A 13,000-nucleotide genomic window follows, 5' to 3' on the forward strand; every position below is an offset into this window, starting at 1 on the left:
TCAGCGCGGGATAAATCGGGCAGGGCGCGCTAATCCCCAGTTTCCACAGGGCCAACTAACTTCAACAGCTCTTTTAAAAACTTATTTATTGTTGTCTTGAGGCGTCCATGCCCGGTCTTTTACTCGACACCCTGAAAGGGACGAATGCGTCCCACCGCCCCCTCTGGCTGATGCGTCAGGCAGGGCGATATTTGCCCGAATACCGTGCCTTGCGTGCGGAGAAGGGCGGTTTTCTCAACCTTGTCTACGATTGCGAAGCCGCGGCCGAAGTCACTTTGCAACCGATCGACCGGTTCGGGTTCGACGGCGCGATCCTGTTTTCCGATATCCTGATCGTCCCTTATGCGATGGGCCAGGATCTACAATTCCTTGCCGGCGAAGGCCCGCATCTGTCGCCGCGCCTTGCCGATGCGGCGCTGGCCTCGTTGGAAATGGTGCCCGAACGCTTAGCGCCGATCTATCGCACGGTAGAACTTTGCGCAGCGCGGCTCGATCCGACCAAGACCATGCTGGGCTTTGCAGGATCGCCATGGACGGTCGCGACCTACATGGTGAACGGCGAAGGCAGCCGCGATCAGCATGAGACGCGAGCCATGGCCTATGGCGATCCCGTCGCGTTCAAGGCGATCATAGACGCGATTGCCAACGTTACGGTCGAATATCTGGTCGGACAGGCCAATGCGGGCGCAGAGGCTGTGCAGCTGTTCGATTCATGGGCTGGCAGCCTTGCTCCCGATGAATTCGAACGTTGGGTCATCGCGCCGAATGCGGGGATCGTCGACCGGTTCAAGGCGCAGCGCCCCGACGTGCCGGTCATCGGTTTCCCCAAGGGTTCGGGTGAGAAACTGGTCGCCTATGCGCGGGAAACCGGGGTCGATGCGGTGGGCGTTGACGAAACGGTCGATCCGGTCTGGGCCGCGCGCGAATTGCCCGCGAACATGCCGGTGCAGGGGAATCTCGATCCACTGCTGTTGCTGGCGGGCGGCAGGCGTATGACGGATCGCGCGCGCTTCGTGCTCGACTGTTTTGCCGACCGGCCGCACGTCTTCAACCTTGGCCACGGCATCGGCAAGGAAACGCCGATTACCCATGTCGAGGAATTGGTGGCCACAGTCCGCAGCTGGTCTCGCTGAGGTTATTGTGGGTCAGGGTTTGCGCCGATCGCGTCGAACCCTTATTCGATAATCCATGCAGGAGGTTCTGGCCTTGCTCTATCCCTGGCTGAAAGTCGGCCACCTGGTCTTCGTGATCTTCTGGATGGCCGGCCTGTTCATGCTGCCTCGCTTTTTCGTTTATCATCAGGAAGCGCTCGCCGGATCGGAAGAGGCGACGCGCTGGGTCGAACGTGAATCGCGCCTGCGCAAGATCATCCTCAATCCGGCCATCGTGATGGTCTGGGTATTCGGGCTCGCGCTGGCCTTTACCGCCGATGCATGGGGGCAGGGGTGGTTCCACCTCAAGCTGCTCTTCGTGCTGTCGTTGTCGGGTTATCACGGGTGGATGTCCGTTTATGCCAAGCGTCTGGCGCGCGGCGAACCGACCCTGACGGGCAAGCAATTGCGGCTGTTGAACGAAGTGCCCGGAATCGCCGCGATCCTGATCGTCACCACTGTCGTCATCGGGCGATTTTACCTGACGTGACCGTCGGTGCGCGTCGTTTTTGCGCTTACGCGCGATTGACGATCGGCCTGGCGAGGCTTATTTAGGCATCAGCGGCGTCCTGCCGCGGATCGTGATTGCCGGGCTGCCGGCGGTGCGATCAGGTCCGCTTTCACCAAGCCCATAGACCAAGGCCCCCCGCGCCTGTCGATCGATCGATGCAAGGCACGCGGGATCCGCCAGCCCCTAACGGAATATTCGAGATATGCACCTCAAGGAACTCAAGCAGAAAACCCCCGCCGCGCTAGTCGAAATGGCCGAGGAACTGGGCGTCGAAGGCGCTTCGACCATGCGCCGTCAGGACCTGATGTTCGGCATTCTGAAGGAAGTCGCCGAGGACGAGGAAATCCTCGGCATCGGCACGATCGAAGTGTTGTCGGACGGTTTCGGATTCCTCCGCAGCCCCGAGGCGAACTACCTTGCCGGGCCCGACGACATCTATGTTTCGCCGAACCAGGTCCGCAAGTTTCAGCTGCGCACCGGCGACACGGTCGAAGGCGAAATCCGCGCCCCGCGCGACGGCGAACGCTATTTCGCGCTCACGAAGCTACTGAAGGTCAATTTCGACGATCCGGACGTGGTGCGCCATCGCGTCAACTTCGATAACCTGACGCCGCTCTATCCCGACGAGAAGCTGGTTCTCGATACCGTCGACCCGACGGTGAAGGACAAGTCGGCGCGCGTGATCGATATCATCAGTCCGCAGGGCAAGGGTCAGCGCGCGCTTATCGTGGCGCCGCCGCGTACGGGTAAGACCGTGCTGTTGCAGAATATCGCCAAGGCGATCACCGACAACCATCCGGAAGTGTTCCTGCTGGTCCTGCTCGTCGACGAACGGCCGGAAGAAGTCACCGACATGCAGCGCTCGGTGAAGGGCGAAGTCATTTCGTCGACTTTCGACGAACCGGCCCAGCGCCACGTGCAAGTCGCTGAAATGGTGATCGAAAAAGCCAAGCGCCTAGTCGAGCACAAGCGCGACGTCGTCATCCTGCTCGATTCGATCACGCGTCTTGGCCGCGCCTACAACACCGTGGTCCCGTCGTCGGGCAAGGTGCTGACCGGCGGTGTCGACGCCAACGCGCTACAGCGTCCCAAGCGCTTCTTCGGCGCGGCGCGTAACATCGAGGAGGGCGGTTCGCTGTCCATCATCGCCACCGCGCTGATCGACACCGGCAGCCGCATGGACGAAGTCATCTTCGAAGAATTCAAGGGCACCGGTAACTCGGAAATCGTGTTGGATCGCAAGGTCGCGGACAAGCGCATCTTCCCCGCTCTGGACGTCGGCAAGTCCGGCACGCGTAAGGAAGAGCTGCTGGTCAGCAAGGACAACTTGTCCAAGATGTGGGTCCTACGCCGCATTCTGATGCAGATGGGCACCATCGACGCGATGGAATTCCTGCTCGACAAGATGAAGGATTCGAAGACCAACGAAGACTTCTTTGCGACCATGAATCAGTAAGTTCGACCGGCGAGATCGCGTGAGGCAACTGCTTTATACCAGCAAGGCGGTTGCCGGCATCGTCGAACGTGACGTGCGCATGATCGTGGGGGCGTCGCAATATCGCAATTCTCTCGACCGGATTACCGGCATCCTGCTCTTCGACGGACTGCGTTTTATGCAGTTCATCGAAGGGTCGGACGTCGCGGTTTCAAGTCTTATGGATCGGCTCTACGCCGATGTTCGCCATCGTGAAGTGATCGTTATGCACGACGCGGCGGCAGAGCGGCGAAGCTTTCCGATCTGGTCGATGCGTTGGGTGCATCTCGACAACGCTCACGACGCGCGTCGCCATACGATTACCCGAATGGTGCCTGGCACTATCGATCCCGGAGTGCGGGACCAGTTCTATGGTTTCGTCGCGCCAGGCTGAACCTCAGCCCAGGTTTTCCGCAAAAAATCGAACCGTTCGCTCGTCAGCCAATTGAGCGGCTTCGTCATCGCGGCGCTTGCCGGTTTCGGTCGCGAAGCCATGATCCAGCCCCACATAGTCGTGCAACGTGACCTTGGGATGCCCGTCGAGCCCTTCATGCATCTTGGCTTGTGCCTCGGCTGACACATATCCGTCGGCGGTCGGTATATGCAGCATGAGCGGATGGGCGATGGCGTGTGATTCGTTCAGCATCTGGTCGATCATGACGCCGTAATAGCCGACCGAAGCATCGATATCAGTGCGCGTCGCAGTCATGTAGGCCAGTTTCCCGCCAAGGCAGTATCCCACCGCGCCGACTTTTGCGACGCGCGCTTCCCGGCGGATCCAGTGGATCGTGGCTTCGATATCGCGGATGTTTTCATCCGTTTTGTTGAGGCCGAACAGCTCGAACGCCCGCGCCATTTCACTGTCCACGTCGGGATCAAGCTCGATCCCGGGTTCGATGCGCCAGAAAAGGTCCGGAGCCACGGCAAGATAGCCCGCTTCGGCCCACTTGTCGCACTTGCGGCGGATGCCCGCATTTACCCCAAAGATTTCCTGAATGACGATGATGGCAGCCTTCGGCGTGCCGTCGGGACGGGCCACGTAAGCACCGAAGTTGTCGGTCCCGTCGAGCGTTGCGATGCGTGCGGTCTCGGTCATCTCAGTGTCCTTTGTTGCGTTTTGCCACGGGATATATGGGCGCGATGGACTTTGCCAGTGGGCTGTGACAGCTTGCCCCGACGTAAAGCTTGTCGCGCGTAGTGAAATGGCGCCGGCACATTGAGGGAACGAGCATCGATGAAAGTGAATGTCGAAGTCGAGTGCACACCCGAAGAAGCACGTCGGTTCATGGGATTGCCGGATGTCAGCCGTGCCAATGACGTTTACGTCGACAGCCTGGTCAACGCGATGAAAGGTGCCGGTAGCATCGATCAGGTACAGGATCTCATCAAGGGTTTCGCACCAATGGGTGAGATGGGCTTGCGCATGTTCCAACAGATAATGGAAAGCGGGGCCAAGGCCGCCTTCGGATCGAGCACGCCGAAAAAGAACTGACTTTTACGGTCGGCCCATGCGCGCTACGTCGCGCGGCATGAGCGTCGATACCATCTTTGCATTGTCGAGCGGCAGCCCGCCTGCGGCGATCGCAGTCATTCGGGTCAGCGGGCCTGATGCTGGTCTGGCGCTAACGCGATTGGGCGGAAGCGTTCCGCCGGCGCGCACGGCGAAAGTCCGGACATTGCGTGATCCCGATTCGGGTGATGTGCTGGATCGAGCGCTGGTCTTGTTTCTCCCCGGTCCCGACAACGCGACCGGGGAAGATTGTGCCGAATTGCACCTGCACGGTGGCAGGGCGGTCATCGCGGCTGTGGAACAGGCGCTCGCAGCTATCGCCGGATTACGTCGGGCAGAGCCGGGGGAGTTCACGCGCCGGGCTTTTTCCAATGGACGGCTCGATCTTGCCGAGGCTGAGGGCCTTGCCGATCTGCTTTCGGCGGAGACCGAACTGCAGCGTCGCAATGCGCAGGCGCTCGCCAGTGGCGCGCTTTCGGGGCAGGTGGAGGCATGGCGTATCGAATTGCTCTCGCTTGCGGCCATGGTCGAGGCTGATCTCGATTTTTCGGATGAAGACGACGTGGCTGATTTGCCGCCTGCTTTCATGGCGCGTTGCCTGGCGTTGGCGAACGAGATCGGACAGTGGCTTCAGGCACCACGCGCGGAAGTTCTGAAAGAGGGTTACCGGGTAACGATCGCAGGGCCTCCCAATGCCGGAAAAAGTAGCCTTTTCAACGCCATAATTGGAGAAGACGCAGCGATAGCGACGCCTATCGCCGGCACGACGCGCGATATTTTGCTGCGTTCTGTATCGATAAGTGGGGTCCCGTTTCTATTCTCGGATACTGCCGGCATCCGCGATGATACGTCGGATCAGATCGAACGCATCGGGATAGAGAGAGCGCGCCGGGAATTGGCGCAAGCAGACCTCGTTTTGTGGTTGGGGCCAGACGACGACGCACCCGCCTCGGCTTGGAATCTCGAGACGATGGTGGATCTGCCGCTTCACCGATCGAAGCTCAATCCCCGCCATCGGGTATCTGCCGTGACGGGTGAGGGGCTCTTGGAATTGCGTCATGATCTCGTCAGCCATGCCCTCCAGGCAATGCCGCAGCCCGGCCAAGTTGCCGTATCGCGCCATCAGGGCGAATTACTCGGAGAGGCCGAGACTGCGATTGCCGAGGCGGCGATGGCAAGTGATTCGCTCATCGTTGCAGAACAACTACGGGTTGCGCGCGTCACGTTCGACCGATTGACCGGCCGGGCCGCAACGGAAGATATGCTCGACGCGCTGTTCGGTAAGTTTTGCATCGGTAAATGATGTTCCACGTGGAACATGTGCTTCTCGTCGCCTTTGACGTTCGCTGCGTCAGGACGTAGGTCGGACCAATGAGCGAATTCGACGTAATCGTTGTGGGAGCCGGACACGCCGGCTGCGAGGCTGCCGCGGCAGCCGCGCGGGCGGGTGCGCGTACGGCGCTTGTCACGTTTGACAAGGGTCGAACTGGTGCGATGTCGTGCAACCCCGCTATTGGTGGCTTGGGAAAGGGCCATCTCGTCCGTGAAGTTGATGCGTTCGACGGCTTGATCGCACGAGCAGCCGATGCCGCTGCCATCCATTACCGCATGCTCAACCGATCCAAGGGGAGCGCCGTCCAAGGCCCGCGCGTACAGGCGGACCGTCGGCTGTTCATGGCAGCCATCCAGCAGATGGTTCGAACTCAGGAAAACCTGGCGGAAATCGAAGGCGAGGTGGCCGCACTGAGGTTTGTGGCTGGGCGTGTGGCCGGTGTAATATTGGCTGACCAGACGGAACTGGCAGCAAAGTCGGTCGTGTTGTGTACCGGCACGTTTTTGGGTGGGAGGCTCTTTCGCGGCGAAGAGGTTCTGGAAGGCGGACGGATTGGCGAGGGGGCGGCGCATCGCTTGGCAGAACAGATGCGCGAAGCGGACCTGCCGATGCAGCGTTTGAAGACGGGTACGCCGCCGCGACTTGATGGGCGCACGATTGATTGGGGTAAGCTTGAGCAGCAGCCATCGGACCCTGAAAGATGGACGATGTCTCCGATGGTTTCAGATCGGCTCAACCCACAAGTGTTCTGCGCCATTACGCGCACCAATTTGGCGACACATGATGTTATCCGCGCCGGGCTCGATCGTTCGCCTTTGTTCAGTGGTGCAATCGATGCACGCGGTCCACGATACTGCCCGTCTATCGAAGACAAGATCCACCGCTTTGCCGATCGTGACTCGCATCAGATCTTTTTGGAGCCGGAGAGTCTTTCCGATCATCTGGTTTATCCAAACGGTGTCAGCACCTCTCTTCCGACGGACGTCCAGCTCACCATGCTTCGCACGATCGAAGGACTGGAACGGGTCGCGATGGCGGTCCCGGGCTATGCGGTCGAGTATGACCACATTGATCCCCGCGCACTGCATCGATCGCTAGAGGTGAGGGCGCTGCCCGGCCTTTATTGTGCTGGTCAGGTAAACGGTACGACAGGATATGAAGAGGCGGCTGCGCAGGGGTTGATGGCCGGACTAGGTGCAGCTTGTGCGGTTGTTGGGAAAGAGTTTCCCAAGCTGGACCGTGCCAACAGCTACATGGCTGTTATGGTGGACGATCTTACTTTGAATGGCGTAACCGAACCTTATCGCATGCTAACAGCACGAGCCGAATATCGGCTGCGTTTGCGAGCCAATAATGCCTCAAGCAGGCTGACGCCTATGGCTCGGGATGTCGGTTGCCTTGGCGCTGTGAGGGCAGAATGGTTCGCCAATAGAGCCCAGCGAAAAGCGAACCTCGATCGTCAACTCGGAGAGCCTTGGACGCCCGGCAGGTTGTCCGAACGTGGCGCTGAGGTGCGTAAGGATCTCCCATCTGCGCCTTTGGCTGATTGGCTCCGGTTTGACAGTGTGCACTCTGTGGCGCGAAATCTAATCGGCGGCGACATTGACGACCTCGACGATGAACTGTTTGAAGAGGTCATCGAAGACGCTCGCTATGCGCCCTATTTATTGAGACAGGATGCTGAACTGCGCGATCTTCGTTCAAGCGAAGCTGTGCGTCTTGACAGCGATTTTCCATACCAGTCCATCGCCGGTCTTTCCCGAGAGATGGTAGAACGGCTGACCCAAGCGCGACCCGATAGCCTGTCGGCCGCGGGTCGCGTTCCCGGCATAACGCCAGCTGCTCTTTCGGCTGTCCTGGTTCATGCGCGCCGGATGGCGGAGATGGGCTGAGATGAACTTGTTCGATAATGACGATAGAGATTCTGCGCTCGCATGGCTTTCGAAACTTGGTTCGGTCTCTCCCGATGCATGTGATAAATTCGAGCAATTTCTAACATCTTTGGCGGCTGAAAATTCGCGCCAGAACCTTGTAGCACAGGGCACCTTGCCTTTTGCATGGACGCGGCACGTCGTGGACAGTGTGCAACTGATCTCCCATGTTCCACGTGAAACATCGGAAACGTGGCTCGACCTCGGAACGGGCGCGGGGTTTCCGGGACTGGTCTGTGCGATCGTGATGCCGCAAACAAAATTCACGCTCGTCGAGCAGCGACCGTTGCGCACCGCTTGGCTTGAGGAGCAAGCTGATGCCCTGGACTTACAAAACGTCACGATCAAGCCTGCCAATCTGAGTGCATTGGAGGTCGAGAGTTTTGATGTGATCAGCGCGCGCGCATTTGCGCCTCTGCCGCGTCTCCTCAAGTTATCCGCGGCCTTCTCCACAAACGCGACAACTTGGGTCTTGCCGAAGGGGCGATCAGCATCCCAAGAATTGTTAGACCTAAAAGGCTGGCAGCATATGTTCCACGTGGAACAATCGGTAACCGATCCGCAATCCGGAATCATTACTGGTAGGCTGTTAGGGCGGGTCGGATGAGGGGCCACTACTTATGATCACGATAGCGGTGGCCAATCAGAAGGGCGGGGTAGGCAAGACCACCAGCGCCGTAAACCTCGCAACCGCGTTCGCAGCGATAGGCTGGCGCACACTTTTGATCGATCTCGATCCGCAAGGAAATGCCTCGACAGGATTGGGTATTGCAAAGGATCAGCGGGAACATTCGAGTTACGAACTGCTCGTCGATGGGATCGCGCTTGGTGATTGCATCGTCGCCACGCAAATACCCGATCTTGATATCGTACCCGCCAAAGTCGATCTGTCGGGAGCGGAAATCGAACTGGTTGAGATGCACGACCGCACTGGACAGCTTCGCTTAGCGCTTGCCGAAGCGCATCATGATATCTGTTTCATCGACTGCCCACCATCGCTCGGCCTGCTCACGCTCAATGCGCTGGCCGCCGCCGATCGTTTGCTCGTCCCGTTGCAATGCGAATTCTTTGCACTTGAGGGGCTGAGCCAGTTGTTGAGTACGGTCGAACAAGTACAGCAGCGCTTCAATGCGGAGCTTGAAATCGTGGGCATTGCGCTGACGATGTTCGATCGCCGGAATCGTCTAACTGAACAGGTTTCGGACGATGTGCGCGGCGTATTGGGCAAATTGGTGTTCGACGCCGTCGTGCCCCGCAACGTCCGTTTGTCGGAGGCGCCAAGCCATGGATTGCCCGCCATCGTGTACGACCATAACTGTTCCGGGTCTCGCGCTTACATGGATCTTGCGCGTGAACTGATCGGACGCCTGCCCGAACGAAGGAAAGCCGCATGAGCGACAGCACGACCGCAAAGCCGTCTCAAAAGGGTCGGGCCGCCTTGGGACGAGGGCTGGGCGCGTTATTGGGCGATGCGCGGCGTGAAGAACCCGTGGCAACCGGGGGCCGTCGCTCGGGTTCGTCAAGCGCGTCGCGTTCGCAAATGGGGGAAGGATTGGCGATGCTCGCCGTATCGAGCATAGAACCGCATCCGGACAATCCGCGGGTTCACTTCGCCGAAGGCGCGCTCGATGATCTTGCCAAATCGATTGCGGCGCGTGGGGTAATCCAGCCTGTCATCGTTCGTCCTGGTAAAGACGGAACGTATCAGCTTGTTGCAGGGGAGCGGCGCTGGCGTGCAGCCCAGAAGGCACAAGTGCATGAAATACCAGCAATAGTTCGCGATCTTGACGAACGAGATGTAACCGCTCTGGCGCTGATCGAAAATATCCAGCGCGAAGATCTGAACCCTGTCGAAGAGGCGCGGGCCTATCATAAGCTGGCGACGCGCGACAGCATGTCGCAAGCAGACATTGCCGATCTGGTCGAGAAATCCCGCAGTCACGTCGCCAATTTGATGCGTTTGCTCAGCCTGCCCGAACCGGTGCTGGTCATGGTCGAGATGGGCGAATTGACAATGGGTCACGCCCGCGCGCTTATCAATTGCGAAGTGGCGGAGGAGATCGCGAAGCAGGCGGCCGGCGGCAAGTTGTCGGTACGCGATGTCGAAAAACGCGTTCGGAAGGCTTCGTCGAAGGACGCACCGAAACGCCGCGCCGCTCGTCCTCCGCGCGATGCCGACGATGCCGATATTGTCGCGGTTCAACGGCATCTGGAGGATTTCCTCGGTCTGCCGGTGCAGATCAAGGCCGATGCCGATCCCAAGTCGGGGCAGGTGATCGTACGTTACAATACGCTCGACCAACTGGATCTCGTTTGTCAGCGCCTGTCCGGCGGCGAAATCTAGATCCTGCTTGAAAGGATCGCGGCAACCGCCTCGATCCCGGCGCGGTCTTCTTCGTCAAAACGGGCGCGGTTCGGGCTGTCCAGGTCGATGACTGCAAGAACCTTCCCGTCGCGAATGATCGGGACGACCAGTTCGGACTGGCTGGCCGCGTCGCAAGCAATGTGGCCGGGGAATGCGTGAACATCTTCAACCAACACAGTTCGCGCTTCGGCCGCAGCAGTGCCGCACACGCCCTTGCCCATCGGTATCCGGATGCACGCCGGGCGACCCACAAATGGTCCAAGGACGAGTTCGTCGCCAATCGTGCGATAGAAACCCGCCCAGTTCAGGTGAGGCAGAAATTCTGCCATCAGCGCGGCGCAATTCGCCATGTTGGCGATGCCATCGCGCTCGCCGTCGGTTATTGCGACGACGGCAGCAGTGAGGTCCCGGTATAGGGCTGTCTTGTCGCCGTTGTCGGCGGGTGCGAAATCGAACATGCGCTGCTCATAGCGGTCGCGCGCGCCGTGCGCCATTGCCCGCATCCGACTTGCGACCTATCTAACGGACATGTCCACCAAACTTCGTAACACGCTCATCGCCCTCGGCATGGTCATCGTCATCCTGATCGGGATTGCCGCCTATTTCATCCGGGGTAATCCGGCGGAGATGACTCTGAATGCCGTATCGGGCACCGATCCGGTGATCGCGGAACCGAATTATGAGCGGATCCCGACCGTAAAGCTGCTCGGCCCCAGCGGCTGGGCGGATGGGGATGCCCCAGTCGCGGCAAAGGGCCTGCAAGTGGCGCGTTTCGCTGAAGAGCTAGAGCACCCGCGTTCGATGTTGACGTTGGAAAACGGCGACGTGCTGGTGGCGGAAACGAATTCCCCCCCGCGTGAGGTCAAGGGTTTGACCGGTAAGATCATGGAATTGTTCATGAAAAAGGTCGGCGCAGCAGTTCCGTCGGCTAATCGAATCACCCTGTTACGCGATGGCGACGGCGACGGGGTGGCGGAAAAGCGGAGCGTCCTGGTCGAGGGGCTGAATTCGCCGTTCGGCATGGTGGCGCATGACGGCAAGCTTTACGTCGCCAATACCGACGCGCTCGTCTCGGTTCCGTTCGAGCCGGGGCAGGTTCGCATCGATGCGAAACCTACGAAGCTGATGGATCTTCCCGGTGGCGGCAACCATTGGGCCCGCAACCTGGTGCTCAATCCGGCAAGCGACAAGATTTATATCGCCGTAGGTTCAGCCTCGAACATCGGCGAAGGCGGGATGGACAAGGAAGAGGGGCGCGCCGCGATCTACGAATTCGACATCGCGAGCGGCATCGGGCAGCCGTTTGGATCGGGCATCCGCAACCCCACGGGGCTGGCGTTCAACACCGATAGCGGCGAACTTTGGACCACGGTGAACGAGCGCGACATGATGGGCTCAGACGGACCGCCCGATTACCTGACGAACGTTCCGATCGGCGTGCAATATGGTTGGCCGTGGATATATTGGCGCTTCGAATACGACGCGCGGGTGGAAGCGCCGATGCCGCAGTATCTTCAGGAATATGTCCGCTATCCCGAATATGCGCTGGGCGCGCATGTCGCGCCGCTGGGTCTCGTCTTTGCGCAGGACAAGCCGCTGGGCAAAGGCTTCGAAAGCGGAGCTTTCATCGCGCGGCACGGATCGTGGAATCGCCGGCCGGTGGCGGGTTACGATGTCGTCTTCGTCCGTTTCGACAATCGCGGCAATCCTCTGAAGCAGCTGCCGGTGCCGGTGCTGACCGGGTTCCTTGACGGGGACGACGATGCGCATGGCCGCCCGACGATGCTGGCATGGGACAAGTCCGGCGCTTTGTTGGTCAGCGACGATACCGGCGGCATTATCTGGCGCGTGACGGGGCGCTAAACCAGCGCGCGTCCGGCGCGCCCTGCCAGTTCGGTGATGAAATGACGCGCGACGCGGCCCGATCGCGCGCCGCGTCGTTTCGACCATTCCAGCGCTTCCGAAACGTCCCACGTCAGCCCGTAATGGTCGGCATAGGCCTCGATTATGGCGAGGTAATCGTCCTGGCTGCAGTTATGGAATCCGATCGACAAGCCGAATCGGTCCGCCAGCGCTAAGGCGTCATCGACCGAATCACGCGGATTGATCGGATCGTCCTGTTCGGACAAGTGCCTGGCGACGATGGCGCGACGGTTGGAGGTGACCGCGATCCGGACATTGCCGGGGCGCGGTGAAACTCCGCCTTCGAGCAACGAACGCAGTATCCGCGCCTCGCTCTCTTGCCCCGCGCCGAAACCAATGTCATCGATGAACAACAGGAAACGGCGCTCCGACTGCTGCAACGTGGCCATCAGTGCGGGCAAAGAACCCAGCGCATCGCCAGCGGCCTGAACCAGTGCGATTCGCCCCGAATCCCCGGCGGCTGCGGCGACGGACGCGCGGACCAGCGCCGACTTGCCCATCCCGCGCGAACCCCACAGCAACATGTCGTGCGCGTCCGATCCCGCAGCGTGACGGGCGACGTTATCGGCTACCGTGGCCCGCTGGCGGTCAATCCCGCGCAACAGCGCCAGTGGCGGGGCGACGATCCGTTCCACCTGCGTCAGCGCAAGTCCATCCCAGCCATAGGCGGGCGCAGCCAAAAGATCGGCGGCACTGGCAGGCGGCGGTGCGATACGCTCCAGCGCGGCCGCGATGCGCGACAGGGTCTGTTCGCCGGATTCTGTCACGATTGGCCCATCCTTCTTGCCCGTTGTCCCAAGCG

General features: G+C 60.1%; 14 protein-coding genes. 11 read left to right on the top strand and 3 right to left on the bottom strand.

The genetic code is table 11. From position 1 onward, the window contains the following. The first annotated feature begins 107 nt into the window (after nucleotides 1-107). The 4 genes from hemE to EKN06_RS07210 all read left to right on the top strand — a co-directional run bounded on the left by hemE (nucleotide 108) and on the right by EKN06_RS07210 (nucleotide 3,530). Nucleotides 108-1,133: a uroporphyrinogen decarboxylase gene (gene hemE / locus EKN06_RS07195; RefSeq protein WP_127612214.1), complete on the top strand. Its 1,026-nt coding sequence runs from the start codon at nucleotides 108-110 to the stop codon at nucleotides 1,131-1,133. Between the two features lie 55 nt (nucleotides 1,134-1,188). Then, on the top strand, nucleotides 1,189-1,641 hold the full coding sequence (locus EKN06_RS07200) for a CopD family protein (protein ID WP_127612215.1): 453 nt from the start codon (nucleotides 1,189-1,191) through the stop codon (nucleotides 1,639-1,641). 223 nt (nucleotides 1,642-1,864) lie between these two features. Next, nucleotides 1,865-3,118, top strand: coding sequence for a transcription termination factor Rho (gene rho, locus EKN06_RS07205; RefSeq protein ID WP_127612216.1), 1,254 nt, complete (start codon nucleotides 1,865-1,867; stop codon nucleotides 3,116-3,118). Between the two features lie 19 nt (nucleotides 3,119-3,137). After that, complete coding sequence (locus tag EKN06_RS07210) at nucleotides 3,138-3,530, top strand: BLUF domain-containing protein (protein ID WP_164843983.1); 393 nt, start codon at nucleotides 3,138-3,140, stop codon at nucleotides 3,528-3,530. 3 nt (nucleotides 3,531-3,533) lie between these two features. On the opposite strand, the gene EKN06_RS07215 is transcribed toward EKN06_RS07210, so the two are convergent. Continuing rightward, the gene (locus EKN06_RS07215; protein ID WP_127612218.1) at nucleotides 3,534-4,232 is read right to left on the bottom strand and encodes a dienelactone hydrolase family protein; all 699 of its coding nucleotides are present in this window, start codon (nucleotides 4,230-4,232) and stop codon (nucleotides 3,534-3,536) included. Between the two features lie 138 nt (nucleotides 4,233-4,370). Between EKN06_RS07215 and EKN06_RS07220 the strand changes: the two genes are divergently transcribed. From EKN06_RS07220 to EKN06_RS07245, 6 genes are all read left to right on the top strand, one after another. After that, nucleotides 4,371-4,628 (top strand): DUF6489 family protein, encoded by a 258-nt coding sequence (locus tag EKN06_RS07220; protein ID WP_205693840.1) that lies wholly within the window; start codon nucleotides 4,371-4,373, stop codon nucleotides 4,626-4,628. A gap of 61 nt (nucleotides 4,629-4,689) precedes the next feature. Continuing rightward, on the top strand, nucleotides 4,690-5,949 hold the full coding sequence (gene mnmE / locus EKN06_RS07225; RefSeq protein ID WP_240654680.1) for a tRNA uridine-5-carboxymethylaminomethyl(34) synthesis GTPase MnmE: 1,260 nt from the start codon (nucleotides 4,690-4,692) through the stop codon (nucleotides 5,947-5,949). A 68-nt stretch (nucleotides 5,950-6,017) separates the two neighbouring features. After that, nucleotides 6,018-7,871, top strand: a complete 1,854-nt coding sequence (mnmG, locus tag EKN06_RS07230; protein ID WP_127612220.1) for a tRNA uridine-5-carboxymethylaminomethyl(34) synthesis enzyme MnmG — start codon at nucleotides 6,018-6,020, stop codon at nucleotides 7,869-7,871. 1 nt (nucleotide 7,872) lies between these two features. Further along, nucleotides 7,873-8,517: a 16S rRNA (guanine(527)-N(7))-methyltransferase RsmG gene (gene rsmG / locus EKN06_RS07235; RefSeq protein ID WP_127612221.1), complete on the top strand. Its 645-nt coding sequence runs from the start codon at nucleotides 7,873-7,875 to the stop codon at nucleotides 8,515-8,517. Nucleotides 8,518-8,530: 13 nt separating this feature from the next. Further along, the gene (locus EKN06_RS07240) at nucleotides 8,531-9,304 is read left to right on the top strand and encodes a ParA family protein (protein ID WP_127612222.1); all 774 of its coding nucleotides are present in this window, start codon (nucleotides 8,531-8,533) and stop codon (nucleotides 9,302-9,304) included. Further along, nucleotides 9,301-10,254, top strand: coding sequence for a ParB/RepB/Spo0J family partition protein (locus EKN06_RS07245; protein WP_127612223.1), 954 nt, complete (start codon nucleotides 9,301-9,303; stop codon nucleotides 10,252-10,254). Before EKN06_RS07240 ends, EKN06_RS07245 begins: the two co-directional genes overlap by 4 nt. Here the strand turns inward: EKN06_RS07245 and EKN06_RS07250 are convergent. After that, complete coding sequence (locus tag EKN06_RS07250; protein ID WP_127612224.1) at nucleotides 10,251-10,733, bottom strand: GAF domain-containing protein; 483 nt, start codon at nucleotides 10,731-10,733, stop codon at nucleotides 10,251-10,253. The genes EKN06_RS07245 and EKN06_RS07250 overlap by 4 nt on opposite strands. Before the next feature lie 70 nt (nucleotides 10,734-10,803). On the opposite strand from EKN06_RS07250, the gene EKN06_RS07255 reads away from it, so the two are divergent. After that, complete coding sequence (locus tag EKN06_RS07255) at nucleotides 10,804-12,138, top strand: PQQ-dependent sugar dehydrogenase (RefSeq protein WP_127612225.1); 1,335 nt, start codon at nucleotides 10,804-10,806, stop codon at nucleotides 12,136-12,138. Here the strand turns inward: EKN06_RS07255 and EKN06_RS07260 are convergent. After that, complete coding sequence (locus EKN06_RS07260) at nucleotides 12,135-12,968, bottom strand: ATP-binding protein (protein ID WP_420810781.1); 834 nt, start codon at nucleotides 12,966-12,968, stop codon at nucleotides 12,135-12,137. The genes EKN06_RS07255 and EKN06_RS07260 overlap by 4 nt on opposite strands. Nucleotides 12,969-13,000 lie beyond the last annotated feature (32 nt).

The organism is Croceicoccus ponticola (assembly GCF_004004515.1).
In the GTDB taxonomy this organism is placed as follows: domain Bacteria; phylum Pseudomonadota; class Alphaproteobacteria; order Sphingomonadales; family Sphingomonadaceae; genus Croceicoccus; species Croceicoccus ponticola.

Coding starts and splice junctions, on each gene's coding strand:
- EKN06_RS07245 (WP_127612223.1), top strand. CDS start 9,301: ATGAGCGACAGCACGACCGCAAAGCCGTCTCAAAAGGGTCGGGCCGCC.
- EKN06_RS07220 (WP_205693840.1), top strand. CDS start 4,371: ATGAAAGTGAATGTCGAAGTCGAGTGCACACCCGAAGAAGCACGTCGG.
- EKN06_RS07255 (WP_127612225.1), top strand. CDS start 10,804: ATGTCCACCAAACTTCGTAACACGCTCATCGCCCTCGGCATGGTCATC.
- EKN06_RS07240 (WP_127612222.1), top strand. CDS start 8,531: ATGATCACGATAGCGGTGGCCAATCAGAAGGGCGGGGTAGGCAAGACC.
- EKN06_RS07250 (WP_127612224.1), bottom strand. CDS start 10,733: ATGTTCGATTTCGCACCCGCCGACAACGGCGACAAGACAGCCCTATAC.
- rsmG (WP_127612221.1), top strand. CDS start 7,873: ATGAACTTGTTCGATAATGACGATAGAGATTCTGCGCTCGCATGGCTT.
- mnmG (WP_127612220.1), top strand. CDS start 6,018: ATGAGCGAATTCGACGTAATCGTTGTGGGAGCCGGACACGCCGGCTGC.
- EKN06_RS07200 (WP_127612215.1), top strand. CDS start 1,189: ATGCAGGAGGTTCTGGCCTTGCTCTATCCCTGGCTGAAAGTCGGCCAC.
- hemE (WP_127612214.1), top strand. CDS start 108: ATGCCCGGTCTTTTACTCGACACCCTGAAAGGGACGAATGCGTCCCAC.
- EKN06_RS07215 (WP_127612218.1), bottom strand. CDS start 4,232: ATGACCGAGACCGCACGCATCGCAACGCTCGACGGGACCGACAACTTC.
- rho (WP_127612216.1), top strand. CDS start 1,865: ATGCACCTCAAGGAACTCAAGCAGAAAACCCCCGCCGCGCTAGTCGAA.